The organism is Agromyces binzhouensis (assembly GCF_042672355.1).
In the GTDB taxonomy this organism is placed as follows: Bacteria; Actinomycetota; Actinomycetes; order Actinomycetales; family Microbacteriaceae; genus Agromyces; species Agromyces binzhouensis.
Map to the genome: position 1 here is coordinate 49189 of NZ_JBHXVJ010000002.1, position 24795 is coordinate 73983.

A 24795-nucleotide genomic window follows, 5' to 3' on the forward strand; every position below is an offset into this window, starting at 1 on the left:
GACGGCGGGAATCGCGTGGTCGAGTCCGCGCGGGCGCCGGCACGACAGGAGGACGGCGTGACGGGGGACTGCGCGTGACGACGGTGACGGGCGAGGCGGGTGCGACGGTCGCCACGACGGTCGCGATCGTCGACGACCACGAAGCGGTCCGGCTCGGGCTCCGCGCCGCGTGTCGGGACGCCGGCTACGAGGTCGTCGCCGACACGGCCGACGTGCCGACGCTGCTCGCCGCATTCGACGACCCGGCGGTGGACCCGCCCAAGGTCGTGCTCCTCGACCTCTCGCTCGGCGACGGATCGAAGGTGACCGACAACGTCCGCGCCGTGCTCGCGACGGGGAGCCAGGTCCTCGTGCACAGCATCGCCGACCGGGTCGCGGCCGTGCGCGAGGCGCTCGCAGCGGGCGCAGCCGGCGTTATCCCGAAGTCCTCGCCGACGGCCTCCGTGATCGCGGCCATCGCGACGGTCGCACGCGGCGACGCGCTGAACAACGTCGAGTGGGCGAGCGCCATCGAGGCCGACCGGGACTTCGCGAAGGCGCAGCTCGGACGGCGCGAGCACGACGTCCTGCACCTGTACGCGTCGGGCCTGCCGCTGAAGCTCGTCGCCCAGCAGCTCGGCATCGCGCACTCGACGGCCCGCGAGTACCTCGACCGCATCCGCGCGAAGTACGTCGAGGTGGGGCGGCCCGCCCCGACGAAGGTCGACCTGCTGCGCCGCGCGGTCGAGGACGGCATCCTCCCAGGGCTCGATGCCGAGGCCGGGGATGGTCGGCGCTGACCTGCGGGCGAGCCGGCTCGTCCCACGCCGCGCGGCGGTGAGCCGCGCCCAGGTCGAGACCGTCTCCGGGCGGGCGCTGGGCGCCTTCGGACTCGTGTTCGGCGCGCAGACGGTGCCGACGGCCATCGACGAGGCGCGCTTCCTGGCGGACGGCGCGGGCGTGGCGATGATGGCGGTCGTCTACGGCACGATCGCCGCGCTCGCCGCGGCGACGTTCACGCGCGTCGCGGTGCGGGTGGCGGCCCTCGCCTTCGCGACGATCTACGTCATCGCGCTCCTCGCGTGGCCGTTCCTCGTGGTCGACACGGCGGCCATGACCGGACGCACGCCATGGCTCTACTACCTCTGCACGGTCGCGACCACCGCGGCGGTGATCGCGCTGCCGGTCGTGCCGGCCGCCGCGTACACCATCGCGGTTCCCGCGATCTACGGCGTCGTGCGGCTGAGCCCGTCCGGCGGCGGCGCCGGCGCCCTCCTCTCGGTGCTCGACACCATGTACGCGGTGATCCTCGGCGTCGTCGTGCTGGTGATCATCACCATGCTCAGGCAGGCCGCGATCGCGGTGGATGCCGCGCAGGAGGCCGCGCTCGAACGCTACGACGCCGTGGCCCGGCGTCATGCGATCGAGATCGAGCGCGTGAAGGTCGACGCACTCGTGCACGACAGCGTGCTGACGACGTTGCTCTCGGCGGCGGCTTCCCGGACGCCCGCCGAGCGCGCGCTCGCCGCGCGCATGGCCGGCGACGCGGTGCGCAGGCTCGACGAGGCGGCCGTCGAGGTCCCGGGCGTCGACGACCGCGTCGCCCTCAGCGTGCTCACGCGCCGACTCCGCAGCGGCGTCGCCGGGTTCTCCGCGCCGTTCATCGTCCGCATCGAGGGCGCCGACGGAGTGGAGCTGCCGGTCGAGGCGATCGACGCGCTGTCGTCGGCCGCGATGCAGGCGATGGTGAACAGCGTGCAGCACGCCGACGGCCCGATCGGCCGCGTCCGCCGGGAACTCGAGGTTCGCGGCGTCGGGGCGGGAGGATGCGTGATCCGCGTCATCGACAACGGGTCGGGCTTCGACCCGGCCGCGGTCCCGCCGAGCCGCCTCGGGCTCCGGGTCTCGATCGAGGAGCGGATGGCGAACGAGGGCGGTTCGGCGAGGGTCGCGTCCGTTCCCGGCGAGGGGACGACGGTGACGCTCGCATGGCCGGCGGGAGTGCAGGGGAGCGACGGATGATCTCCGTTCCCCGCTGGCTGCTCATGGCGCTCGCCGCGATGTTCTCCGGCTACCACGTCGTGCTCGGCGTCTCGTCGTTGTCGACGGATGTCGCGGCCTCGCCGTGGCCGATCATCGTCGCACTGGTGCTGTACGCCGTCGCGACGATCCTCAGCCTCTGGCCCGCACGTCGCGCGCGCATGCCGGACTGGCTCGCCGCCCTCGACCTCGCGGTCGGCATCGTGCTGCCGGTGCTCGTCACGAGCCAGCTCGATCCATCGGCGGACAACGGATACGCGACGTGGTACGTCGCGGCCGTCGGGACGCTGATGACCATCGCCGCCGCGCGTCGGCAGCTGGTCGTCGCGTGGGCGGGCGTCATCGTGCTCGCAGTGCAGACCGTCGTGTGGGCGGGACCGCTCGCACTCGGGCAGCTCGGCGTGATCGGCAGCCTGGTCTGGGTCGGGATCGCCCACATGCTCTCCGCCGCCCTCGCCGGCGCGGCCAGGGCGACCAGGCGCTACGCCCAGGCCGAGCGCGAGGCGGCGGCATGGCAGGCGGCGCAGGACGCGCACCTGTTCGAGGGGCGCATGCGGCTCGCGCAGACGCAGCGACTGGCCTCGCCGATGCTCCGGCGCATCGCCGACGGCGGCCACGCGCTGAGCGACGCCGAGCGCGCGGAGTGCCGCACGCTCGAGGCGGCGATCCGCGACGAGATCCGCGGGCGGATGCTGCTCACCGACGCCGTCCGCGCGGCCGTGCGGAGCGCGCGCGATCGAGGTGCCACCGTGACCCTCCTCGACGAGGGCGGGATCGACGAGATCGACGAGGCCGAGCGGGACCGGATCCTGTCTCAGCTGGCCGAGGTGGTCGAGTCGACACGGGCGGACCGGATCATCGCGCGCACGGCCGCCGAGGGGTCGCCGGTCGCGGTCACGGTCGTCGGACTGAGCGGCGGCAACGGCGAGACGGCCGAGTCGGAGGATGCCGAGGTCGAGCTCTGGCTGGAGATCCCGCGCACGGCGTGAGGCGCAGGCCGGGTCGCCTCCCCGGCGCTCGTCGCCGGAGGGTCCCGGACATGGAAGCGGGGGGTCGGCCCCTACCGACCCCCCAGCAAGCCCGAGTCACGGCGACAACCCGAATATCGCCCTGACTCGCCCCCAGAGCGCCACCGGTTACCCAGCCGGTGGCGGATACGACTCCGATGGAGTGCGTACCACCATGGTACGGATCCGGCGCGCTGTGCGAAGTCAGCATTTCGGGGGACATGGGGGACATCACCGGCGAGAATCGCGGGCGCCGGGCGCATTCGCCCCCGGAACCGGGGGACGTCGGCGCGCGCGGGGCGCCGTCGGCGGGTCAGCGCGCCGACGCCGTCCAACGCCCCGGGCCGACCTCGACACGCGGCCGAAGCGCGTTGCGCGGGTGCGACCAGTCGTTGCGCGGCGTCACCTCGTGCTCGCCCTGCGCCTCTCGGACCGTCGCCACGAGCACCGCGGTCACGGCCGCGGCCTCGTCGGCCGTCACGTCGCGGCTGAGGAACCGGAGGTCGAGCGCCTGGGCGTCGCCCTCCTGGGGTGCGCTGGTCATGGTGCCTCCTAGAGCGGGATGTTGCCGTGCTTCTTCGGCGGCAGGCTCGCCCGCTTCGTGCGGAGCGCGCGCAGCGCCTTCGTGACCGACACGCGCGTCGCCGCCGGTTCGATCACGCCGTCGAGCTCGCCCCGCTCCGCGGCCAGGAACGGCGAGGCCACGTTGTACGTGTACTCGTTGGCCAGCTTGGTGCGCACGGCCGCGACGTCCTCGCCGGCCTCCTCGGCGCGCCTGATCTCGCCGCGGTAGAGGATGTTCACGGCGCCCTGGCCGCCCATGACCGCGATCTCCGCGGTGGGCCAGGCGAGGTTGATGTCGGCGCCGAGCTGCTTGGAGCCCATGACGATGTACGCGCCGCCGTACGCCTTGCGCGTGATGACCGTGACGAGCGGCACGGTCGCCTCGGCGTAGGCGTAGAGCAGCTTCGCGCCGCGGCGGATCACGCCCGTCCACTCCTGGTCGGTTCCGGGAAGGTAGCCGGGCACGTCGACGAGGGTGAGGATGGGGATCGAGAACGCGTCGCAGAACCGCACGAAGCGCGAGGCCTTCTCTCCCGCGGCGATGTTCAGCGTTCCGGCCATCTGGCTCGGCTGGTTGGCGATGATGCCGACCGACCGGCCCTCGACCCGTGCGAAGCCGACGACGATGTTCGGTGCGAACAGCGGCTGCACCTCGAGGAAGTCGCCGTGGTCGACGATGCCCTCGATGATCGAGTGCATGTCGTACGGCTGGTTCGGCGAATCGGGGATGATCGCGTTGAGCCTGCGGTCGTCGTCGGTGATCTCGAGTTCGACCTCCGCCTCGTACACCGGCGCCTCGGACATGTTGTTGTCGGGCAGGAACGACACGAGCGTGCGGGCGTAGTCGAGCGCGTCGGACTCGTCGCTCGCGAGGTAGTGGGCGACGCCCGAGATCGTGTTGTGGGTGAGCGCGCCGCCGAGCTCCTCCATGCCGACGTCCTCGCCGGTCACCGTCTTGATGACGTCGGGGCCGGTGACGAACATCTGGCTGGTCTTGTCGACCATGATGACGAAGTCGGTGAGCGCGGGGGAGTAGACCGCGCCGCCGGCCGCCGGGCCGCACACGATCGAGATCTGGGGGATGACGCCCGAGGCGGCCGTGTTGCGGCGGAAGATCTCGCCGTACTTGCCGAGGGCGACCACGCCCTCCTGGATGCGGGCGCCGCCGGAGTCGAGGATGCCGATGATGGGCACGCCGGTCTTCAGCGCGTGCTCCATGACCTTGATGATCTTCTCGCCGGCGACCTCGCCGAGCGAGCCGCCGAAGATCGTGAAGTCCTGCGAGTAGACCGCGACGGGGCGACCGTGGATCGTGCCGAGGCCGGTCACGACGGCATCGCCGTACGGCCGCTTCGCGTCCATCCCGAACGCGTGCGTCCGGTGCCGCACGAACTCGTCGAGCTCGACGAACGAGCCCGGGTCGAGGAGCTCGTCGATGCGCTCGCGCGCGGTCATCTTGCCCTTCGCGTGCTGCTTCTCGATGGCCGCCTCGCCGGAGGCCGTCACGGCCTCGTGGTAGCGCTGCTTGAGGTCGGCGAGCTTGCCCGCGGTGGTGAAGAGGTCGGGGCCGTCGTTCGTCGATTCGGTCACGCCGTTCACTCTACCGGCGCCCATCCGGGCCCGTTCGTTGAGGGATTCCCACAAAAACCCATGGCTGCGTGGTGGTGATCGCCATCGCCGCGCCGCCCGCGGACACTACCCTGAACCTCGACGGAAGGGGAGGTCGCATGGACTGGGAGCGATCGCGACGTGCGGTGCCGAGGTTCGAGTGGCGCGACTCCGTCGGGTCGACGAACGACGTCCTGCGCGAGGCCGTGACCGGTGCGGATGCCTCGGGCTGGCCCCACGGCGCGACCGTCGTGACCGACGACCAGACGCGCGGTCGCGGGCGACTCGGGCGGACCTGGCTCGCGCCGACCGGGAAGACGCTCGCGATCTCGGTCCTCATCCGCCCGAGCGAACTCGGCGGCGCGGCGCTTCCGCCCGACGCGCTCGGCTGGCTCCCGCTCCTGGCGGGCGCGGCGATGACCGAGGCGGTCCGCGGAGCGCTCGCCGCGGCATCCGTCGACCGTGGCGGCGAGGAGGACGGCACCGGCGGCGTCGAGGCGTGGCTGAAGTGGCCGAACGACGTGCTCGTGTCCGGGTTCAAGGTGTGCGGCATCCTGTCGGAGCTCGTCGCCGAGGGCACCGTCGTCATCGGCGCCGGCCTCAACCTCACGCTCGACGAGCACGACCTGCCGACGCTCACCTCGACCTCGCTCCAGCTGGCGACCGGAGTCCGGCCCGATGCCGACGCCGTCCTCGCCGACTACCTGGAGCGGCTGCTCGCGTCCATCGCCGACTTCGTCGTATCCGGCGGAGACCCGATCGCGAGCGGCATCGCCGAGCGGGTGGCGTCGTTGTGCGGCACGCTCGGCCAGGACGTGCGTGTCGAGCTCCCGGGCGGCGGCGAACTCGTCGGCGTGGCCGAGCGGATCGACGCCGACGGCCGGCTCGTGGTGCGCGACGACGAGAACGGCGACGAGCAGGCTGTCGCCGCGGGAGACGTCACCCACCTGAGGTATTAATGGGCCTATGGGGCAGACGGCCGAGGTTCCCGTGCCCGACGGGGCCGAGCACGTCGTGGCGCGCCTTCGGCGCCACGGCCGCATCCTCGTGCTGCCCTCGCTCCTGCTCGTCGCCGTGGCGGGCGCCACGGCGTACGCGGTCCCGTGGCTCGACGACGGATGGCCGCGGCTCGCGGCGATCGTGGCGGGCGCGCTCCTCGTGGTGCTCGGCAGCCTGCTGCCGTACCTCGCCTGGCTGAGCTCGCGGACCACGGTCACCACGCGTCGCGTCATCGTGCGTCGGGGGCTGTTCGTCCGCGTCCGGCGCGAGCTCTGGCATCGATCGGGCTACGACGTCCAGGTCGCCCGGTCGTGGCTGCAGCGGATGTCGGGTTCGGGCGACGTGCGACTGGAGACCGGGCACGAGGTGGCGGTGGTGATCCGCGACGTCCCGAAGCCCCTCCAGGTGCAGGCCGCGCTGCACGAGCTGATGGCCGACGCGCACGCACTCGGCGGCCCCGCGGTCGGTCCGGCCGCGCGCCCGGCGGCGTTCGCGTCGACGGATGCCGTCACCTGGGGCGGTCGCTGACGTCCCGTGCAGCCCGCGCCGAGTCGGAGCGCGTACTGTAGTCCGCGGCCCGAGCACGGTGACGGGCCGATCGGAACGAAGGGCGACACCACTTGGGCGAGGAATGCATCCACGGATTCGACGAGGGCCTCTGCGCGATCTGCTCGCCCCCGCCCGAGCCCGCGGCCGCGCCGAAGCCCGCACGTGCGACGCGGCCGACGACGCGGCGCAGCGCTCCGCGTGAGCGCGCCGCCGTCCGGGGTGCGGGGCCCGCGGCATCCGCCCGCCCCGCCCGTGCGGCGAGCAGCGCGGCGGCCGCACCCGTCGACGCCGGCGCCACGCGCATCTACCACGTGACGCACGTCGACAACCTGGGACGCATCCTCGGCGCCGGCTCCCTCCTCGCCGACGCGGGGGACCCGGCGGCGACGCCCGCGGTCGACCTCGCCGCGCCCGCCGCGCGCGCGTACCGCCGGACCGCGAGCGTCCCCGGCGCGGACGCGACCGTCGCCGAGTACGTTCCGTTCCTGCTCAGCACCGACGCGCACCTGTGGGACGCGATCCGGACCGGCACGCCCGACCCGCGGCTCACGGCCGAGGCCGTCGAGCGTGCCGCGGCCGACCACGTCATCCTCGTCTCGTCCGTCGCGGCCGCAGCCGGGGCGCGTCGTGAGATCGACGGCGAGGTCGTCGTGAGCGCGACGGATGCCGCGGTCGGCGGGGCCGAGCTCGCCGCCGACTGGACGGCGGTCTCGCGCGCGATCGTGCGGCTGACGCTCGCCGACGAGGGGGAGGGCCTGCGGACGGGCGAGCTGCTCGTCCGCGGCAGCGTGCCGCTCGAGCGGATCGCGCTCATCGCGGTGTCCAACGATCGCGTGCGCGATCGGGTGCGTGCCGCGCTGAAGGCGGTCGGCGCGAAGACGCGCGTGGCGGTCTACCCGCCCTGGTTCCTCGGCTCCGGCGACTGAGCCGGTTCGGCGCCGGCCCGGTCGCGGTCGATCTCGGGCCCGGTCCGCTCCAGCGGCGGCTGCTCGAAGAGCGCTCGCTGCGCCTCCTCGACGCGGGCGAGGTTCGACAGCCCGTCGCCGCGGTGGTGACCGTAGACCCAGTACCGGTAGAGCACGAACCGGAACGCCGTCCCCAGGCCGAGGCCGATCACGTTGGACGAGATGTTGTCGGCGAGCAGGCTCGTGAAGCCGAGCAGGTGGTGGCTCACCCAGAGGCAGATCAACGAGATGGCCATGCCGCCGAGCGAGACGACGAGGTACTCGACGAACTCCCGCAGCACGTGCCGGCGTCGATGCCGCCGGAAGGTCCAGTAGCGGTTGCCGAGCCAGTTGAAGACGATCGCGACGCTCGTCGAGATCGTCTTCGCCCCGATCGCCGACTGGGCCCATGTGTCCGTGCCGAACACGCCGACCCGCAGCGCGTTGAAGAGCAGTACGTCGATCACCAGTCCGATGAGACCGACGACGCCGAACTTCAGCAGGTAGGCGAGGAATCCGTGCCACGCCCGTGACGCAAGCGATCGGAGGGTCTCGGGCACCCCCCGATCCTAGAGGAGCGGTCGCCCTAGACTTGGATGTCGCGGCGATCGGCGTCGCGGGAACGGATGGTGCGTCACGTGCGAGTCGGAGTGATCGGCGCAGGGCAGCTCGCCCGCATGATGATCCCCGCGGCGATCGAGCTCGGGGTCGAGCTCAAGGTGCTCGCGGAGGCCGACGGCATGGCGGCCGGACTCGCGGCCGACCGCGTCGGCGACTACACCGACATCGAGACCGTGCTGCCGTTCGCGCGCGAGGTCGACGTCGTCACGTTCGACCATGAGCACGTCCCGCAGGACGTGCTGCGCGCGCTCGTCGACGCCGGCATCCGGGTGCACCCCGGTCCCGACGCCCTGCGCTACGCGCAGGACAAGCTCCTCATGCGGGAGCGGCTGTCCGACCTCGGCCTCCCCGTCCCCGCGTGGGCGCGCGTGTCGACCCCCGAGGAGCTCGACGCCTTCATCGCCGAGCACGGCGGCTCGGCCGTCGTGAAGACGCCTCGCGGCGGCTACGACGGCAAGGGCGTGCGCGTGGTGCGCACGGCGGCCGAGGTCGCGGAGTGGTTCGCCGCGATCGCCGAGGACGGCCGCGACGGGGCCCTGCTCGTCGAGGAACTCGTCGACTTCCGCCGCGAGCTGGCGCAGCTCGTCGCCCGCCGCCCGTCGGGCGAGGTCGTCGCGTGGCCGCTCGTCGAGACCGTGCAGGTCGGCGGAGTCTGCAGCGAGGTCATCGCCCCCGCTCCGCACTCGGCGGGCCGGCTCGCCGACGTCGCCGCCGACGTCGCCGTCGCCATCGCCGAGGGGCTCGGCGTGACCGGCGTGCTCGCGGTCGAGATGTTCGAGACGACCGATGACCGCGTGCTCGTGAACGAACTGGCCATGCGACCCCACAACTCCGGGCACTGGAGCATGGACGGCGCGACCACCGGGCAGTTCGAGCAGCACCTGCGCGCCGTGCTCGACCTGCCCCTGGGCGGCACCGGATGCCACGCCGAATGGGCGGTCATGGTGAACCTCCTCGGCGGCCCCGCCGAGGGCACGCTCGCCGAACGGTACGCAGACGCGTTGGCGTCGCATCCGACCGTGAAGATCCACAACTACGGCAAGGACCCGCGCCCGGGCCGGAAGGTCGGCCACGTGACCGCGATCGGCGACGACCTCGACGATGCCGTCTACGAGGCGCGCGCGGCGGCCGCCGCGTTGCAGGACTGAAACCCGGCGACGAGCGTCCCGGCGGAGCGCCGCTGCGGGGAACACGCAGCAGACGGCCCTAATATCGTTCGAGTGATCGCAGGCAACCCCACCACCCCCCTCGTCGGCGTCGTCATGGGCTCGGACTCCGACTGGTCCGTGATGAAGGATGCGTCGGACCTCCTCGAGGAGTTCGGCGTCGCGCACGAGGTCGAGGTGGTCTCGGCGCACCGCACCCCCGAGAAGATGATCGCCTACGGCAAGGAGGCCGCCGGCCGCGGCATCCGCGTCATCATCGCCGGCGCCGGCGGCGCGGCCCACCTGCCGGGCATGCTCGCATCCGTGACCACGCTCCCCGTGGTCGGCGTCCCCGTGCCGCTCTCTCGGCTCGACGGACTCGACTCGCTGCTGTCGATCGTGCAGATGCCGGCGGGCGTCCCGGTCGCGACCGTGTCGATCGGCGGCGCGAAGAACGCCGGCCTCATCGCGGTGAAGATCCTGGCCACCGCCGACGACGCGTTGCGCGATGCGCTCGCCGAGTACGCCGACTCGCTCGCGGCGCTCGTCGAGGAGAAGAACGAACGGCTGAAGTCGAACCGATGAACCTCGCCGACAGCCCGATCCGCTACCCGGACACCGGGTCGCGCCAGGTCATGACGCGGCGCGGTTGGTGGCTCGTCGGCCTCAACATCCTGGTCCCGGGGTCCGCGCAGTCGCTCGCCGGCAACCACCGGCTCGGACGGCTCGGCCTCGGCGCGACGCTCGCGCTGTGGGCGCTCGCGATCGTGGCGATCGTGCTCCGCTTCGTCGCACCGACGGTGCTCTTCACGCTCGTCTCCAACAGCGTGTTCCTCTGGGTCATCGCGCTCGCCCTCGTGTTCTACGGCGTGCTCTGGGTGGTCCTGACGCTCGACACCCTGCGGCTCGTGCGCCTCGTGAAGACCGAACCGTCCGCGCGGGCATGGATCGCCCTGTTCGCGGCGGCCGTCATGGTCCTCGTCTCCGGGGGCGCAGCCTACGGCGCCTACGTGGCGACCACCGCGAGCGGGTTCCTGTCGTCGGTCTTCGTCGCGGGTCCGAGCGAACCCCCGGTCGACGGCCGATACAACATCCTGCTGCTCGGCGGGGACTCCGGGCCCGACCGAGAGGGCATGCGGCCCGATTCGATGACCGTCGCCTCGATCGACGCGACGACCGGACAGGCCGTGCTCATCGGACTGCCTCGCGACCTCGAGGACATCCCCTTCCCGTCCGACTCACCGCTCGCCGCCGTCTACCCGGAGGGGTACGGCTCGATCGACGGGTGCGAGGTGGATGTCTGCCTCCTGAACTCGATCTACACCGAGGTCGAGCTGAAGAGCCCCGAGATGTACCCCGACGCGGCCGCGCAGGGTAGCCAACCCGGCATCGAGGGGATGCGCGACGCCGCGGAGGGCGTCACCGGACTCACGATCCAGTACTACGTGCTGATCGACATGCAGGGCTTCGAGGCGCTGATCGACGCGCTCGGCGGCGTCGACATCACGGTCGAGGAGCGGCTCCCGATCGGCGGCGATGAGAACCTCGAGAACGTCGACGGCTGGGTCGAAGCCGGCCCGCAGCACATGAACGGCTACACGGCGCTCTGGTACGCCCGTGCCCGCCACGGTACGAGTGACTACGACCGGATGGAACGCCAGCGTGTGCTGCAGGAGGCGATCCTCGTGCAGTTCACCCCCGCGAACGTGCTGACGAAGTTCCAGGCGGTGGCAGAAGCCGGTGCCGAAACCGTGAAGACCGACATCCCCCAGTCGATGCTCGGCTACTTCGCCGATCTCGCCGGCAAGACCCGGGAGCTTCCCGTGCAGACGCTCGAGTTGACGCCGGTGAGCGGCATCGACCCGGCCGAGCCGGACTGGGACATGATCCATGCGATGGTGCAGGAGGCCCTGGTGTCCGCGACCGCGGAGCCGACGGAGGCGTCGACAGGGGGGTGATCCACGCGCGTCCCGAGCGAGTCATGCGACCGGCATACCCCGACTCGTCCGTTCGGACCCGACACTCCCTCGAAGGACGTCGATACACCCCGGCGTGCACCTGGTCGAACTCGGCGCCGCGATCTGCCCCGACGGCCGTTGCCCGGCGGCGGTGGGCGACGTCGCGGCCCGCCTCGACGACGACCATCTGACCCCCTCGTACGCGCGATACTCGGCACCGGTCCTCGAGCCGCAGCTCAGGGCGTTCGCGGGCGCCATCGACCGACGCCGCAGCTCGGCAGAGTCGGCCGGTCGGTCGTGCCGCCTACAGGTCTGCGTGCAACTGCCACACCAGCTCGGCCGAGTCGCGCCAGTCGAACGCATTGGCGCGGTCGCCGCCGGAGACCGACAGGCGCTCGGCGAGGTGGCGCTGCTCGATCACGGCCGTCACCGCGGCCGCGAGGCGCTCGCCGTAGCCGCGGCCCCCGCCGACCGGGACGGCGAGTCCGGCGTCGGCGGCGACCTCGATGTAGGCGGGCGCGTCGGAGTGGATGACCGGAACGCCGAGGCTGAAGGCCTCGATGAGCTCGGTGCCGTCGCCCTCATCGTGGCTCGGCGCGACAAACGCGGTGGCGCCGGCGAGGACGACCGCGAGTTGTTCGGCGCCCGCCGGCACGACGGCGTGGACGCGCGCCGCCGCGACGCCCGCCTCCTCGGCGACCGCCGCGAGGTGCTGCTCGCCGTAGGACTCGGGACCGACGACGACGAGTGGGATCTCGGGCACGCCCGGCCGACCCAGCGCCTGCAGCAGGTCGACCACGCCCTTGCGCGGCTCGAGCGAACCCTCGACGACGAGGTACTCGGCGGGCAGGCCGAGCTCGAGCGCGATCGCGTCGCCGTCGGCGGGGACGACGAGCCCCGGCCGAGGCGCGGTGCCGATGACCCGGACGCGGTCGCCGAGGTCGACGATCGACGCGAGTCGCTCCGCGAGCGCGTGCGTGGGCACCACGACCGCGTCGGCGTGGCGTCGCGCGCGCTTGAGCATCGCCTTCTGCCATGCGACGGACGTCGTCGTGAGGGACCCGGGGTGGGTCCACGCGAGGACGTCGTGCACCGTGACGACGACCTGCTCTCCCGGGACCGTGCGGTCGTGGCGGCGGAGCGGGGCGAAGAGGCTGGGCGCGTGGATCATGCCTCCGCCGGGAGAGGTGGTCACGCCGAACTGCCAGGCCGCGGCGAGCTCTCGGCGGGCCAGGCTCGACTTGTAGAGGCCGGCGAGGCCGGGCAACGCCGCCAGCACGCGATCGTAGTCGGCGGGCAGCGAGCTGGAGACGATGCCCTCCACGGCGCAGCCCGCGGGCGCGGTCTCGATCAGCGCTCGCGTGAGCGCCTGGCCGTAGCGGCCGATCGCCCCGGGGACGGGGGCGATGAGCTGGTCGACGATCACGCGCAGCGTGGTGGGCATGCGCCTCCTTCGAGGGGTCGGTCGCGTCAACTGTACCCGCGTCCGCCTGCCGGGAAGCCGGGCGCGGAGCGGCTGTGGACAGCCGAGTGCGCTCGGACAGGGCAAGATGGATGGACCCCCTCCGATCGAATCCGAGAGCCGATGCCTTCCAGTCCTGCCCCCCCGCGCGTCGTCGCCGTGGTCGTCGCATACAACCGCCGCGACCTGCTCGCCGAAGTGCTCGAGGCGCTCGCCGCGCAGACCGAGCGCGTCGCCCGCGTCGTCGTCGTCGACAACGCCTCCACCGACGACTCCGCGGAGGTCGCCCGCGCCGCGGGCGAACTGGTCGACCTCATCCGGCTGCCGCGCAACACCGGGGGCGCCGGCGGGTTCGCGGCGGGCATGGCCGTGGCCCTCGCGGACCACGCGCCCGACTGGCTCTGGCTCATGGACGACGACACGGTCCCCACCCCGACCGCGCTCGCGGAACTCGTCGGCGCGGTCGCCGGCACCGAGGTCGTGGTGGCCGGGTCGCGCGTGGAGTGGTTCGACGGCACCGAGCATCCGATGAACACGCCCCGGCCGAAGCCGTTCGCCGGCTCCTCCGAGCGGGCGGCCGCCCAGGCGCGGGGCGGGATGCCGATCCGCAGCACGTCGTTCGTGTCGATGCTCGTCCGGGCCGACGTGGTTCGCGCGATCGGCCTGCCCATCGCGGACTACTTCATCTGGAACGACGACTTCGAGTACTCGGCGCGCGCGCTGCGCGGCCGCCGCGGGCTGCATGTGCCGTCCTCGGTCGTCCTGCACAAGACGCGCGTGCTGGGCTCGACCGACGCCGACCCCGGCCACCGCTTCTACTACGAGGTGCGCAACAAGCTCTGGATGTTCCGTCGCTCGGCGAGTCTCGCCCCCTGGGAGAAGCTGCTGTACGGCGGCTCGAGCGTCCTGCGATGGCTCCGCACCGGCATCCGCTCGCAGGACCGCGCCACGCTCGCCGACGGCTGGCGGCGCGGCTGGCGGGACGGCACCCGGTACCGGCCCCGACCGAACGCCGACGCGCTCGCGGGCCTCGGGCGAGCCAGTGACGCCGTCGCGGCGGTGGAGGGCTCGTGACGGAGCCGTTCAGCCTGCTCATGGCCGTCTACGGGGGCGACCACCCGGTGCACTTCGCGAAGGCCTTCGCGTCGAGCGTCGGCGGCCAGTCGCGTCGGCCGGGGCAGGTGGTCCTCGTGCAGGATGGACCGGTCTCGCCGGGACTCGAGGGCGCGATCGAGTCGGCGATCGCGGACTCGCCCGTGCCGGTGGTGCATCGCCGGATCGACGAGAACGTCGGGCTCGCGGGGGCGCTCGACGAGGGCCTCGCCCTCAGCGAGTACGACGTCGTCGCCCGCATGGACGCCGACGACATCTCGCTTCCCGAGCGCTTCGCTGCCCAGCTGCCCCTGATCGAGGACGGCCTCGACCTCGTCGGGACCGGCATGCTCGAGTTCCTCGACGACGACGGGTCGATCGTCGGCCGGCGCGTGCCTCGTACGGGCGAGGACGAGATCCGGAACTACGCGCGGTTCCACGACCCGTTCAGCCACCCGACCGTGGTCTACCGCCGCTCAGCGGTCGAACGGGCGGGCGGCTACCAGCCGCTCGGCCTCATGGAGGACTACTGGCTGTTCGCGCGGATGATCCACGCGGGCGCGCGCGTCGGGAACCTGGCCGATCCCCTCGTCATGTACCGGGTCGGTGCGGGTGCATACGCGCGTCGCGGCGGCACGGCCCAGTGGCGCAGCGAGATGGCGCTCCAGCGGGCGTTCCGGCGCATCGGCTTCACGACACGGGGCGAGTACCTGCGCAACGTGGTCGTCCGCGGCGGATACCGCTTCGTGCCCGAGCCCGTGCGCCGGCTCGCGTACCGACGCTTCATCGCGCGGGGCGGAGCCGCAGAGGGGAGGGACCTCGCGTGAGCGTACTCGTCACCGGTGGCGCCGGATACATCGGCGCGCATATCGTGCACGTGCTCGTCGAGGCGGGCCGTGATGTGGTCGTCGCCGACGACCTCTCGACCGGCTCGCCGGACCGGATCGGCGACGTCCCGCTCATGCACGTCGACCTGAGCACGGATGCCGCGACCGACCAGCTCGAGGGCGCCATCCGCTCGCACGGGGTCGACGCGGTCGTCCACGTCGCGGCGAAGAAGCAGGTCGGCGAGTCGATGCAGCGGCCCGCCTGGTACTACCGCCAGAACGTCGGCGGCATGGCCAACCTGCTGGAGGCGATCGCCCGCACGGGCGTCGAGCGCGTCGTGTTCTCCTCTTCGGCTGCCGTGTACGGCGTGCCGGAGCGCACGATCGTCGACGAGACCGTCGAGCCGCGGCCGATCAACCCGTACGGCGCCACGAAGCTCGTGGGGGAGTGGATGCTCGCCGACGCCGCCCGCGCGACCGGGCTCAGTCACGCGAGCCTGCGCTACTTCAACGTCGCCGGCGCCGGCCGGCCGGACCTCGGCGACCCTGAGGCGCTGAACCTCGTCACGATCGTCCTCGACCGCATGGCACGCGGCCTGCGTCCTCTGGTCTACGGCGATCACCACCCGACCCCGGACGGCACGGGCGTGCGCGACTACGTGCACGTGCTCGACCTGGCCGAGGCTCACCTCGCTGCACTCGAGCACCTCGATGCGCCCGACCGGATGCACGACGTCTTCAATGTCGGCACGGGGTCAGGGGCGAGCGTGCTCGAGGTCATCGCCCGGATCTCCGCCGAGAGAGGGACCGAGCTGGAGCCCGAGATCGTGCCGGCGCGTGCGGGCGACCCCGCGCAGCTCGTCGCAGACCCGGGCCGGATCGAGACCGACCTCGGCTGGCGGGCGACCCGCGGCCTCGACGAGATCATCGCCTCGGCGTGCGAGGCGGACCTGGCCCGACGGACGCGGTCGAGGGACTAGGCGGCACGCGAACGCCGCCGCGCGCCGGCCGCGACGTGCCGGCGCGGCGCGTGCGTGCGCCCTGCCGCGTCAGTCGGCGGTGTCGAACGTGCGGCGCCACGCCTCGGGTGACGTGATCTCGTCGGCGCTCGCCCGATACTGCGCCTGCAGGCGGTCCCACTCCTGCTCGATCCGGCGGTGCAGGCGCAGGCTCTCGCGCCAGAGCCGCAGGAACGTACGGCGATCGCGCCGGTACCAGTTGGCGCCCGCGCCATCCGCGGTCGAGATGAGCGCGCTGTCGAACCCGGGCACGCGGTACCAGGTCGCGTCGTGCTTGGAGAGCTCGACCTGCGGATGGTCGACGTTGCGCTCGGCCGGGTCCTTCACCGCGTGGCGGAGCGCCGACCTGGCCGTCCAGGCCAGCAGGACCGGACCGCTCGGCGCTTCGCCCGTCTGGTCGATCGGGTAGATGCGCTTGCCCTCGGTGGTCGACGGGAGGTCGTCGTCGAACGGGTGCACGACCGTCTCGGGGAACTCCGCTGCCGCGGCGCGCACCTCGGCGAGCTTCGTGGGCATCGCCGGGTGGAGCGCGTCCGGTCCGGCCAGGACGTCGGCGAGGGCCCGGTGGCGCAGGGTCACCGCGTAGTACTGCATCGACAGCAGGTGCTTGAGGTCGATGCGCCGGCTGGAGCGCAGCAGCCGCCCGCCCTTGGGCACCCGCGAGTGGATGAGCGCGGCCACCATGCGGTTTCGGGCGTGGAAGTAGGCCTGCCAGTCGATACTGTCGTCCTTGTCGATCCACGAGATGTGCCACAGGGCCGCACCCGGCAGCGAGACCGTCGGGATCCCCGCCGCCTTCGCGCGCAGGCCGTACTCGGCGTCGTCCCACTTGATGAAGACGGGCAGCGCCAGGCCGATCCGGCGCACGACCTCGAGCGGGATGAGACACATCCACCAGCCGTTGTAGTCGGCGTCCATGCGCGCGTGCATCCACGGCGACTGTCGGAGGTTCGCCTGCGCGAAGTCGTGGCGCTCCTGCTCGGGCGTCGACGGGCCCCAGAAGAACGCGCCCTGATCGACCTTCTCGGCGAAGCCGTGCAGCACGGTGCGGGAGTTCAGGTCGAACATGTGGCCGCCGACGATCGTCGGCCGGGTCGTGGCGCGCGCGAAGCGTAGCGCCCGCAGGATGCTCTCGGACTCGACCGAGACGTCGTCGTCGAGCAGCATCACGTACCCGGCGCCCTCCACGTCGAGGCTCTCGGCCATCGAACGGCTGAAGCCGCCGGAGCCGCCGAGGTTGGGCTGTCGGATGACGGCCAGCTTGTCGCCCAGGCGCTCGGCCACCGCGCGGAAGCCGGGCTGGTCTTCGACGAGCCTCGTGCCCTGGTCGATCAGGAAGATCCGGGAGAGCTCCGCGAGCAGCTCGGGGTCGGCCGCGAGCGTCTCGAGCGTGCGGACGCAGTAGTCCGGCTTGTTGAACGTCGTGATGCCGAGCGTCAGGCCCCGCGGGTCGTCGCTCGACGGCACGTCCGCCAGCCAGGCACCGCGCTCGAGCACGGCCCCCTCATCACCGGCGACGAGGTCGAACCAGTACCACCCGCCGTCCGCGAAGCGCTCGAGAGGGAGGTCGAACGCGAGCAGGGACGTGTCGGTGCCCTCCGAGCGCTTCCAGGCCACGCGCTGCGCGATGCCACGCGGGTTCGAGCGGTAGACGAGCACCGTCGCCTCGCCGCGCACCTCGAGCTCGAGCCGGATCGTGGTCAGCGACGTGCTGTGCTGCCAGTACGAGGCGGGGAACGCGTTGAAGTAGCTCGCGAACGACACGCGCCGACCGGCGCGGACGCGCAGCGAGTGCCGGCTCTCGACGTCGTCGATGTGGCCGTCGGCCGTGACCCGCACGGGCTCCCCGTCGAGGGTGGTCCAGGTCTCCGGGTCGGCGTACAGCGCCAGCACGTCCGGGTCGCGGTCCGCGGGGAAGACGACGTTCTGGACCGTGGTCGACGTGGTCGGTTGGGACACGGAGCTCCTTCATTCGATTCGAGGCCGTGGGAAAGGATACCCGGCCGCCCCGAACGGGCCGTTCAGACGAACAGGTCGCGGTAGTGCGCGTCGAGTTCGCGGGCGCTCACCGCGAGACTGCGCTCCTCGACGGCGAAGCGTCGCGCGGCCGCCGACATCCGGGCGCGGTCCGCGGCGGGCAGGCCCAGCAGATCGGCGAGCGCGGCGCCGAGGGCCGGACGGTCGCCCTCGGGGACGAGCAGGCCGGTCTCGCCCTCCCGGAGCATCTCGGGCGTGCCCCCCGACCGGTAGGCGATCACCGGGACGCCGCAGGCCTGCGCTTCCACCAGCACGAGGCCGGCCGCCTCTTGGCCGCCCTGGAGGGTCTTCGTCGGGAGGACGAGCGCGGCGGCGGACTGCAGCTCGGTGCGCAGCGCGTCGCGGTCGAGCCGTCCGACCAACGTGACGTGGGCATCGGCGGCCGTCTCGTGCGCGAGCCGCTCCGCGAGCGGGCCGGCGCCGACCAGGCGCAGCTCGTGGGGGGCCGACGTGACGGCCGCGCGCGAGGCCGCGAGCAGGTCGAGCACGCCCTTCCGCTCGACGAGCGCACCGGCGAACACGACCCGCGGCGGGCCGTCCGGTCGCCCGTCGCCGGGTCGGAAGACCTCCGTGTCGACGCCCTGGTAGTGCACCTCGATCCGCTCGGCGGGCAGGCCCGCGAGCACCGCCCGCCCGGCGAGGTGGCTGCTCACCGCGAGGATGCGCGCGCTCGCATCGCCGGCGGCCCGGACGTTGCGGTGGTGCCAGCGCTGCATCGCGCCGCGAGCGGGACGCACCGCGACCTCGACGTCGCCGCCGTGGATCGTCGTGAGCAGCGGCGCCCCCGTGCGCCGCGCCGCGCGGACGGCCGGCAGCGACCACGTCGCGGCATGCTGGTGGACGAGGTCGGGCCTCCACGACGAGACCTGCCGCGACCACCGGGGCAGCGCGACGGACAGGAGCAGCTCGCGGCGTCGGAACCCGAGTGCGGGGAAGGGCACGGCCTCGACGATCTCGACCGCCACGGCGACGGCCGGGTCGTCGACCTCGGCGACGCCCGCGAAGAAGCGGAACTCGTGCGCTGCGGCGAGTCGCATCGCGTGCTGCACCGCGAAGTACGTGGGCGGCACCCGCAGCGTGCTCTTCGTCAGCGCGACCCGCACGTCAGGACTTCCCGATCACCCGGTATCCGACGCCGGGCCACCGCTCCGCCGAGCTCACCCGGCGGCCGTCGACGAACGAGCGCACCCCGGGCAGGTCCGCCGGCGACAGCTCGCGGTACTCGGCGTGGTCGGCCTGCACCACGGCCGCGTCGACCGGTTCGCCCAGGTGGTACGGCGTGAAGCCCAGTGCGGTGAGCTCGTCGTCCGAGTACAGCGGATCCTGGACCGAGACCTCGGCGCCGCGCGCCGCGAGCGAGCGAACGGTGTCGAACACGCCGGAGAACGCGGTCTCCTTGACGCCGCCGCGATAGGCGGCGCCGAGCACCGCGACCCGCTGGCCCGCGAGGTCGCCGTGCACGCCCTCGAGCAGCGCGACGGCGTACTCGGGCATCGCCGCGTTCGCCTCGCGGGCGACGCGGACCACGCTCGCGGCCGGGTCGTTCCAGAGGTACAGGCGCGGGTACACGGGGATGCAGTGGCCGCCGACGGCGATGCCGGGCTGGTGGATGTGGCTGTACGGCTGCGAGTTCGAGGCCTCGATCACCTGGTAGACGTCGATGCCGTGCTCGCCGGCGAAGCGGGCGAACTGGTTGGCAAGGCCGATGTTGACGTCGCGGTAGGTCGTCTCGGCGAGCTTCGCCAGCTCCGACGCCTCCGCGGACCCGAGGTCCCACACGCCGTTCGGACGCGCGAGGTCGGGGCGCTCGTCGAAGTCGAGCACCGACTCGTAGAACTCGACCGCGCGGCGCGCGCCCTCCTCGCTGAGCCCGCCCACGAGCTTCGGGTACTTGCGAAGGTCGGCGAAGACGCGGCCGGTCAGCACGCGCTCGGGCGAGAAGACGAGGTGGAAGTCGCGGCCCTCGACGAGTCCCGACACCTCCTCGAGCATCGGCTTCCAGCGGCCGCGCGTCGTGCCGACCGGGAGCGTCGTCTCGTAGGCGACGAGCGTGCCCGCGGTGAGGTGCAGGCCGAGCGAGCGCGTCGCGGCATCCATCCAGCCGAAGTCGGGTCGTGCCTCGTCGTCGACGAAGAGCGGGACGACGAGCACGACCGCGTCGGCGCCGGGCACCGCGTCTGCGTAGTCGGTCGTCGCGCGCAGGCGCCCGGCCGGCACCAGCTCGGAGAGCTGATCCTGCAGGTGCGCCTCGCCCGGGAAGGGCTCGACGCCCGCGTTGACGAGCTCGACCGTGCGCGGGTTCACGTCGACGCCGACCACCTCGTGGCCCTTCGAGGCGAACTGGACGGCGAGCGGCAGGCCGATCTTGCCGAGGGCGATGACGGCGATCTTCACGGGAGTGTCCCTTCTCTGGAGTGCGGGCGGATCACTGCCCGCACCCGGTGATCTCGTAGAGGACGGCGTCGCCCTCGAGGGCGATCGGGGTCAGGATGTCGGAGTCGGCGGGCTCGTCGAAGCCGGGGAAGCGCTCCGCGCGCGGATCCCCGTCGAAGACGTAGTCGTCGCCGAAGTCGATGAGGTGGGTCACGCCGAGGTCGGCTGCAGCGCGGCACGCCGCGGGGGTGCCGTCGTCGAGCGCGTCCGCGATCGTCCAGCGCTCGTCGCCGTATGCGCCGCCGACGTGCGCGAACAGCGCCTGCCGACCCGTGAACGCGTAGACGAGCGAGCTGCCGTTCCACGGGTTGCCGGCGATGACCGCATCCTCGGGCACGAGCTCGCGCACGTCCTCGAACAGGGCGACTTCGTCCTCGCTGAGCACCCGGTCGGTGCGCTCCGGCTGGTACGCGCGCGCCAGGCGGTCGCGTTCGAACGCGATCGTGCGGTCTTGCGTGATCGGCACGAGCGCGACGAGCACCACGGCCGCGACGACGGCGGCCGCGATCGCGGGGCGATCGGCGACCGGTCGCCACCGCGAGATCCGGTCGCTGCGCAGCATCCGCTGGAGCCATCGCACGAGCACCAGCACCCCCAGCACGGCGATCGGGAGCACCACGAGCGGCATCAGCGCCGCGATGCGGAACGTGTCGTTGTACCAGAGCCCGGTGACGAGGTCTCGCAGTCGACCCGGCTCCCAGCCGGTCGCGAACACGTAGAGCACGGTCGCCACGCCGAACGAGCCGATGAGCCAGCGGTAGCGCGCGACCCCCACGGCCGCGACGAAGCCGACGATCGCGATCACCGAGACCGCGATCGCCGCCTGCCGCCCGCGGGGCGCGTTCAGCAGCACCTCGCCGAACGCCTGCGGGAAGCGCTGGTAGGGCAGCCACAGGTTGTCCTGGGGGAGCAGGCGAGTCCAGACGAGGGCGAGCGCACCCGCGACGACCACGGTCCCGAGGATGGCGGCGGTCAGACGGATGCCGCGGCGCGGCTCGTGGCGCGTGCGCAGGTCGTAGGCGACGATGGCCCACACCACGAGTGGCGCGGCGAGTACCGCGAGCGTGAACACCGCGTTGGGGTGCGCGAGGCCGATGCCGGGCAGCAGCCAGGCCGCGAGCACCCAGCGGCCCGACACCTCGAGCTGCGGCGCCGCGGAGACGCCGAGCGCGAGCACGAGGGCGCCGAGCCCGATCGGCACGAGCGCGGTCCCGAGCAGGTTCGGGTAGAGCACGCCGTACTCGACGAGCATGAGCGGGAAGGCGACGAAGGCGGCGCTCAGCACGCCGGCCGCGGCGAGCGCGACCTTCTGCGCGCCGAAGACCTGCTCGACGAGGAACACGACAGCGATCGGCCAGACGACGGCCGCGGTGACCACGGCCGCGGCGTTCGCGCCGATGACCACGTCGCCGCCGTTCGCCTGCGCCGCGGCCGCGGCGATCGCGTGCCATGCGGTCGGGTAGAACGTGCCGCCGCGGTCCGGGGTGCTCACGGCCATGTCGAACGGCGAGGCGTTCCCGGTGTCGAGGATGGACCGCAGGGCGTTGAGGTGGAAGATGCCGTCGTAGGTCTGCGAGGCGTTGCCTGGCGAGCCGATGCCTTGCATCGCGGTCATCGCGATGAGCCCGCCGCCGACGAGGATGCCGATGACACCGACGGCGAACGGGAGTCCCCAGGCAGCGCCGACGCGGACGGCGGGCGTGTGCCGGGTCCACCAGGCGCGGAGGGCGAAGCCGGCGGCCGCGAGCGGGAGCGTCACGACGAACGGCGTCGCGGCCGTCCAAGGCAGCCCCACCATGGGTGCGACGACGGCGGCGACGGCGATGCCGCTGATCGACGCACCGACGCCCAGGCCGAGCAGCGCGAGGCCTCGGGCCCCGAGTGCCCAACCGATGGGCAGGCCGGGCACGATCACCAGGAACGCCGAGACGAGCAGGGCCGGCACGGCCTCGAGCCAGGTCATCGGCCCTCCGTCATCCGCTCACCGATGCGCGTCGTCGCGACGTTCACTCGTCGACGCCACCGCTCTCGAGGGCCGTTCCGGCGCGGAGCGCGGGGACGAGCTTGTTGTCGACGATGCTCAGTGCCGCACCGATGGCCATGTGCATGTCCAGGTACTTGTAGGTGCCCAGGCGACCTCCGAAGACCACGTCGCGCTCGCCCTTGGCGAGGTCGCGGTACTTCAGGAGGCGCTCGCGGTCGTGCGCCGTGTTCACCGGGTAGTACGGCTCGTCGCCCGACTCGGCGAACCGCGAGAATTCCCGCATGATGACGGTCCTGTCGGTCGGGTAGTCGCGCTCGGGGTGGAAGTGCCGGAACTCGTGGATCCGCGTATAGGCGACGTCGTCGTCGGCGTAGTTCATGACCGACGTGCCCTGGAAGTCGCCGACCGGGAGCACCTCCTGCTCGAAGTCGAGCGTGCGCCATCCGAGCTCGCCCTCCGCGAAGTCGAAGTAGCGGTCCACCGGCCCCGTGTAGACCACGGGCAGTTGGCCGAGGACCTTGCTGCGCGAGAACGCGTGGTCGTCGTCGAAGAAGTCGGTGGCGAGGGCGACGTCGATGCGCGGGTGGTCGGCCATGCGCTCGAGCCACGCAGTGTAGCCGTCGACCGGAAGCCCCTCGTGGGTGTCGTTGAAGTAGCGGTTGTCGTACGTGTACCGCACGGGCAGGCGCGAGACGACGGCGGCCGGCAGGTCCTTCGGATCGGTCTGCCACTGCTTGGCGGTGTAGTGCTTGATGAACGCCTCGTACAGCGGGCGGCCGATCAGCTGGATGCCCTTGTCGTTGAGGTTGTGCGGATCGGTGCCGGCCAGCTCGCCCGCTTGCTCGCGGATGAGCGCCCTGGCCTCCTCTGGCCCGTAGGCCGACCGGAAGAACTGGTTGATGGTGCCGAGGTTGATCGGCATCGGGAAGACCTCGCCGTCGTGGCGCGTGTACACGCGGTGGACGTAGTCGGTGAACGCCGTGAAGCGGTTCGCGTACTCCCACACCCGTTCGTTCGACGTGTGGAAGAGGTGCGCGCCGTAGCGGTGGACCTCGATGCCGGTCGTCGGCTCCGCTTCGCTGTATGCGTTGCCCCCGATGTGCGGACGCCGGTCGATGACCTGGACGCGGAGACCGAGCTCCTCGGCGAGTCGTTCGGCGACCGTGAGCCCGAAGAATCCGGAGCCCACGACAAGAAGATCGGCGTTCACGTACGTCTCCTGAGGTGGTGGGGGCGGCAGGCGCGCGGAAGCGCTCGCGCGGGCGACACCTCAGGATAGCCGAGTCGCGGAACCCTCCCCTGAACGGAGGCCGAACCCTTGGCGCACGTACGATTGGGGGCATGCCCGGACGCCCCCGCATCCTCTCGATCTCCTTTTCGCACTTCCCCGGCGACGCTCGCGTGCTGCGGCAGCTGCGCCTCCTGCAGGAGTTCGGCGAGGTCACGACGGTCGGCTACGGCGACGGCCCGGACGGTGTCGCCGAGCACCTCGAGATCGACCCGTCCCTGCCCTCGCTCGCCCAGACCCCGAGCGGCGTGCTCGCCTTGGCGCTTCGCAGATACCGGGCGGTCGAGCTGTCCGCACCCGCGGTCGCGGCGGCCCTGCGCGCGATCGGCGGCCGGCGCTTCGACCTCGTGGTCGCGAACGAGGCGCGCGCGCTCCCGCTCGCGCACGCAGTAGCGCACGGTGCGCCCGTGTGGGGGGACCTGCACGAGTGGGCGCCCGAGGAGCGCACGCACGTGCTGAGCTGGCGGCTGCTGGTCGCCCCGTACATGCGTTGGGTGTGCGCCGAGTACCTTCCGCCCACCGCGGGGGTCACGACGGTCAACGGCTCGATCGCGGCGCTCTACCACGACGCCTTCGGCGTGGACGTCGAGGTCGTCCGGAACGCGATCCCGCTCCAGCCCCTCGCCCCGAGCACGACGCCGGATGACCGCATCCGGCTGGTGCACAGCGGCGCCGCGGTCCCGGGCCGCAGCATCGAGGTCCTGATCGAGGCCACCCTGCGACTCGACGAGCGGTTCACGCTCGACCTGTATCTGGTCCAGGGCCGGGACGGAGGCGCGTACTGGCGGCAGCTGCGTGAGCTCGCACGGGGCTCGGAGCGCATCGTGTTCCACGACGCCGTGCTCCCCGCCGAGCTGCCCGCGACGCTCAACGCGTACGACGTCGGCGTGTTCGTGCTCCCGCCCCGCACGGCGAACCACCGGTACATGCTCCCGAACAAGTTCTTCGACTTCGTCCAGGCCCGGCTCGCGATCGTGTTCTCGACCGCGACGGAGACGGATTCGCTGATCCGGCGCTACGGGCTCGGCCGGATCAGTCCCGGCTTCACCGCCGACGACCTCGCCGAGGCGCTGCGCACGCTCGACCGCGGGGCGATCGACCGGTACAAGGCGGCGACGGATGCGGCGGCACCGACGCTCAGCTCGGCCGAGGACGAGCGCGTGGAGCGCGACCTGATCGCACGGCTCCTCCGTCCGTCCGGTCCCGTCGGGGCGTGACCGTGGTGCGGGCCGGCGGCAC

Annotated in this window: 22 protein-coding genes; 13 read left to right on the top strand and 9 right to left on the bottom strand. The window is 72.5% G+C overall.

The window, feature by feature from the left end; translation table 11 throughout:
* Positions 1-74: 74 nt before the first annotated feature.
* Genes ACFVHK_RS03960 through ACFVHK_RS03970 form a run of 3 tightly spaced genes read left to right on the top strand, consistent with a single transcriptional unit; the run spans position 75 to position 3008 of the window.
* Positions 75-779: a response regulator transcription factor gene (locus ACFVHK_RS03960; protein WP_242492444.1), complete on the top strand. Its 705-nt coding sequence runs from the start codon at positions 75-77 to the stop codon at positions 777-779.
* Entirely contained in the window at positions 766-2001 is a 1236-nt protein-coding gene (locus ACFVHK_RS03965) for a sensor histidine kinase (protein ID WP_376927703.1), read from the top strand. Before ACFVHK_RS03960 ends, ACFVHK_RS03965 begins: the two co-directional genes overlap by 14 nt.
* On the top strand, positions 1998-3008 hold the full coding sequence (locus tag ACFVHK_RS03970; RefSeq protein WP_376927704.1) for a hypothetical protein: 1011 nt from the start codon (positions 1998-2000) through the stop codon (positions 3006-3008). The genes ACFVHK_RS03965 and ACFVHK_RS03970 overlap by 4 nt, the downstream gene beginning before the upstream one ends.
* Positions 3009-3339: 331 nt before the next feature.
* Here the strand turns inward: ACFVHK_RS03970 and ACFVHK_RS03975 are convergent, their stop codons facing one another.
* Together ACFVHK_RS03975 and ACFVHK_RS03980 are read right to left on the bottom strand one after the other, a co-directional pair.
* The gene (locus ACFVHK_RS03975) at positions 3340-3570 is read right to left on the bottom strand and encodes an acyl-CoA carboxylase epsilon subunit (protein ID WP_376927705.1); all 231 of its coding nucleotides are present in this window, start codon (positions 3568-3570) and stop codon (positions 3340-3342) included.
* An 8-nt stretch (positions 3571-3578) separates the two neighbouring features.
* Positions 3579-5204 carry an acyl-CoA carboxylase subunit beta gene (locus ACFVHK_RS03980; RefSeq protein WP_129235798.1) on the bottom strand — a complete coding sequence of 542 codons (1626 nt, stop codon included), beginning with the start codon at positions 5202-5204 and terminating at the stop codon, positions 3579-3581.
* Between the two features lie 113 nt (positions 5205-5317).
* Here ACFVHK_RS03980 and ACFVHK_RS03985 point away from each other — a divergent pair, with 113 nt between their 5' ends.
* The 3 genes from ACFVHK_RS03985 (at position 5318) to ACFVHK_RS03995 (ending at position 7672) form a co-directional block, all read left to right on the top strand.
* On the top strand, positions 5318-6157 hold the full coding sequence (locus tag ACFVHK_RS03985) for a biotin--[acetyl-CoA-carboxylase] ligase (protein ID WP_376927706.1): 840 nt from the start codon (positions 5318-5320) through the stop codon (positions 6155-6157).
* A 7-nt stretch (positions 6158-6164) separates the two neighbouring features.
* Positions 6165-6725, top strand: a complete 561-nt coding sequence (locus tag ACFVHK_RS03990) for a PH domain-containing protein (RefSeq protein ID WP_376927707.1) — start codon at positions 6165-6167, stop codon at positions 6723-6725.
* A gap of 92 nt (positions 6726-6817) precedes the next feature.
* Complete coding sequence (locus tag ACFVHK_RS03995) at positions 6818-7672, top strand: DarT ssDNA thymidine ADP-ribosyltransferase family protein (RefSeq protein ID WP_376927708.1); 855 nt, start codon at positions 6818-6820, stop codon at positions 7670-7672.
* Here ACFVHK_RS03995 and ACFVHK_RS04000 read toward each other — a convergent pair.
* Entirely contained in the window at positions 7639-8250 is a 612-nt protein-coding gene (locus tag ACFVHK_RS04000; protein WP_376927709.1) for a GtrA family protein, read from the bottom strand. The two genes, ACFVHK_RS03995 and ACFVHK_RS04000, sit on opposite strands and share 34 nt — an antisense overlap.
* Before the next feature lie 36 nt (positions 8251-8286).
* Here ACFVHK_RS04000 and ACFVHK_RS04005 point away from each other — a divergent pair, with 36 nt between their 5' ends.
* From ACFVHK_RS04005 to ACFVHK_RS04015, 3 genes are all read left to right on the top strand, one after another.
* Positions 8287-9459, top strand: coding sequence for a 5-(carboxyamino)imidazole ribonucleotide synthase (locus ACFVHK_RS04005; protein ID WP_376927710.1), 1173 nt, complete (start codon positions 8287-8289; stop codon positions 9457-9459).
* Positions 9460-9573: 114 nt separating this feature from the next.
* Entirely contained in the window at positions 9574-10041 is a 468-nt protein-coding gene (purE, locus tag ACFVHK_RS04010; protein ID WP_376927993.1) for a 5-(carboxyamino)imidazole ribonucleotide mutase, read from the top strand.
* Entirely contained in the window at positions 10038-11414 is a 1377-nt protein-coding gene (locus ACFVHK_RS04015; RefSeq protein WP_376927711.1) for an LCP family protein, read from the top strand. Before purE ends, ACFVHK_RS04015 begins: the two co-directional genes overlap by 4 nt.
* Before the next feature lie 304 nt (positions 11415-11718).
* Here ACFVHK_RS04015 and ACFVHK_RS04020 read toward each other — a convergent pair whose 3' ends face one another.
* Positions 11719-12858: a glycosyltransferase gene (locus ACFVHK_RS04020; RefSeq protein WP_376927712.1), complete on the bottom strand. Its 1140-nt coding sequence runs from the start codon at positions 12856-12858 to the stop codon at positions 11719-11721.
* A gap of 141 nt (positions 12859-12999) precedes the next feature.
* On the opposite strand from ACFVHK_RS04020, the gene ACFVHK_RS04025 reads away from it, so the two are divergent.
* Genes ACFVHK_RS04025 through galE form a run of 3 tightly spaced genes read left to right on the top strand, consistent with a single transcriptional unit; the run spans position 13000 to position 15775 of the window.
* Entirely contained in the window at positions 13000-13950 is a 951-nt protein-coding gene (locus tag ACFVHK_RS04025; protein ID WP_376927713.1) for a glycosyltransferase, read from the top strand.
* A complete protein-coding gene (locus tag ACFVHK_RS04030) occupies positions 13947-14795 on the top strand; it encodes a glycosyltransferase (RefSeq protein ID WP_376927714.1) in 849 nt (282 codons plus the stop codon). The genes ACFVHK_RS04025 and ACFVHK_RS04030 overlap by 4 nt, the downstream gene beginning before the upstream one ends.
* The gene (galE, locus tag ACFVHK_RS04035) at positions 14792-15775 is read left to right on the top strand and encodes a UDP-glucose 4-epimerase GalE (RefSeq protein ID WP_376927715.1); all 984 of its coding nucleotides are present in this window, start codon (positions 14792-14794) and stop codon (positions 15773-15775) included. The genes ACFVHK_RS04030 and galE overlap by 4 nt, the downstream gene beginning before the upstream one ends.
* Before the next feature lie 69 nt (positions 15776-15844).
* On the opposite strand, the gene ACFVHK_RS04040 is transcribed toward galE, so the two are convergent.
* From ACFVHK_RS04040 to glf, 5 genes are all read right to left on the bottom strand, one after another.
* Entirely contained in the window at positions 15845-17773 is a 1929-nt protein-coding gene (locus ACFVHK_RS04040; protein ID WP_376927716.1) for a glycosyltransferase, read from the bottom strand.
* Positions 17774-17835: 62 nt separating this feature from the next.
* The gene (locus ACFVHK_RS04045) at positions 17836-18954 is read right to left on the bottom strand and encodes a glycosyltransferase (protein ID WP_376927717.1); all 1119 of its coding nucleotides are present in this window, start codon (positions 18952-18954) and stop codon (positions 17836-17838) included.
* Between the two features lies 1 nt (position 18955).
* Positions 18956-20245 carry a nucleotide sugar dehydrogenase gene (locus ACFVHK_RS04050; protein ID WP_376927718.1) on the bottom strand — a complete coding sequence of 430 codons (1290 nt, stop codon included), beginning with the start codon at positions 20243-20245 and terminating at the stop codon, positions 18956-18958.
* A gap of 31 nt (positions 20246-20276) precedes the next feature.
* A complete protein-coding gene (locus tag ACFVHK_RS04055; RefSeq protein WP_376927719.1) occupies positions 20277-22247 on the bottom strand; it encodes a DUF6541 family protein in 1971 nt (656 codons plus the stop codon).
* Positions 22248-22290: 43 nt separating this feature from the next.
* On the bottom strand, positions 22291-23478 hold the full coding sequence (glf, locus tag ACFVHK_RS04060) for a UDP-galactopyranose mutase (protein WP_376927720.1): 1188 nt from the start codon (positions 23476-23478) through the stop codon (positions 22291-22293).
* A gap of 131 nt (positions 23479-23609) precedes the next feature.
* Here glf and ACFVHK_RS04065 point away from each other — a divergent pair, with 131 nt between their 5' ends.
* Positions 23610-24773 (top strand): glycosyltransferase family 4 protein, encoded by a 1164-nt coding sequence (locus tag ACFVHK_RS04065; RefSeq protein WP_376927721.1) that lies wholly within the window; start codon positions 23610-23612, stop codon positions 24771-24773.
* Positions 24774-24795 lie beyond the last annotated feature (22 nt).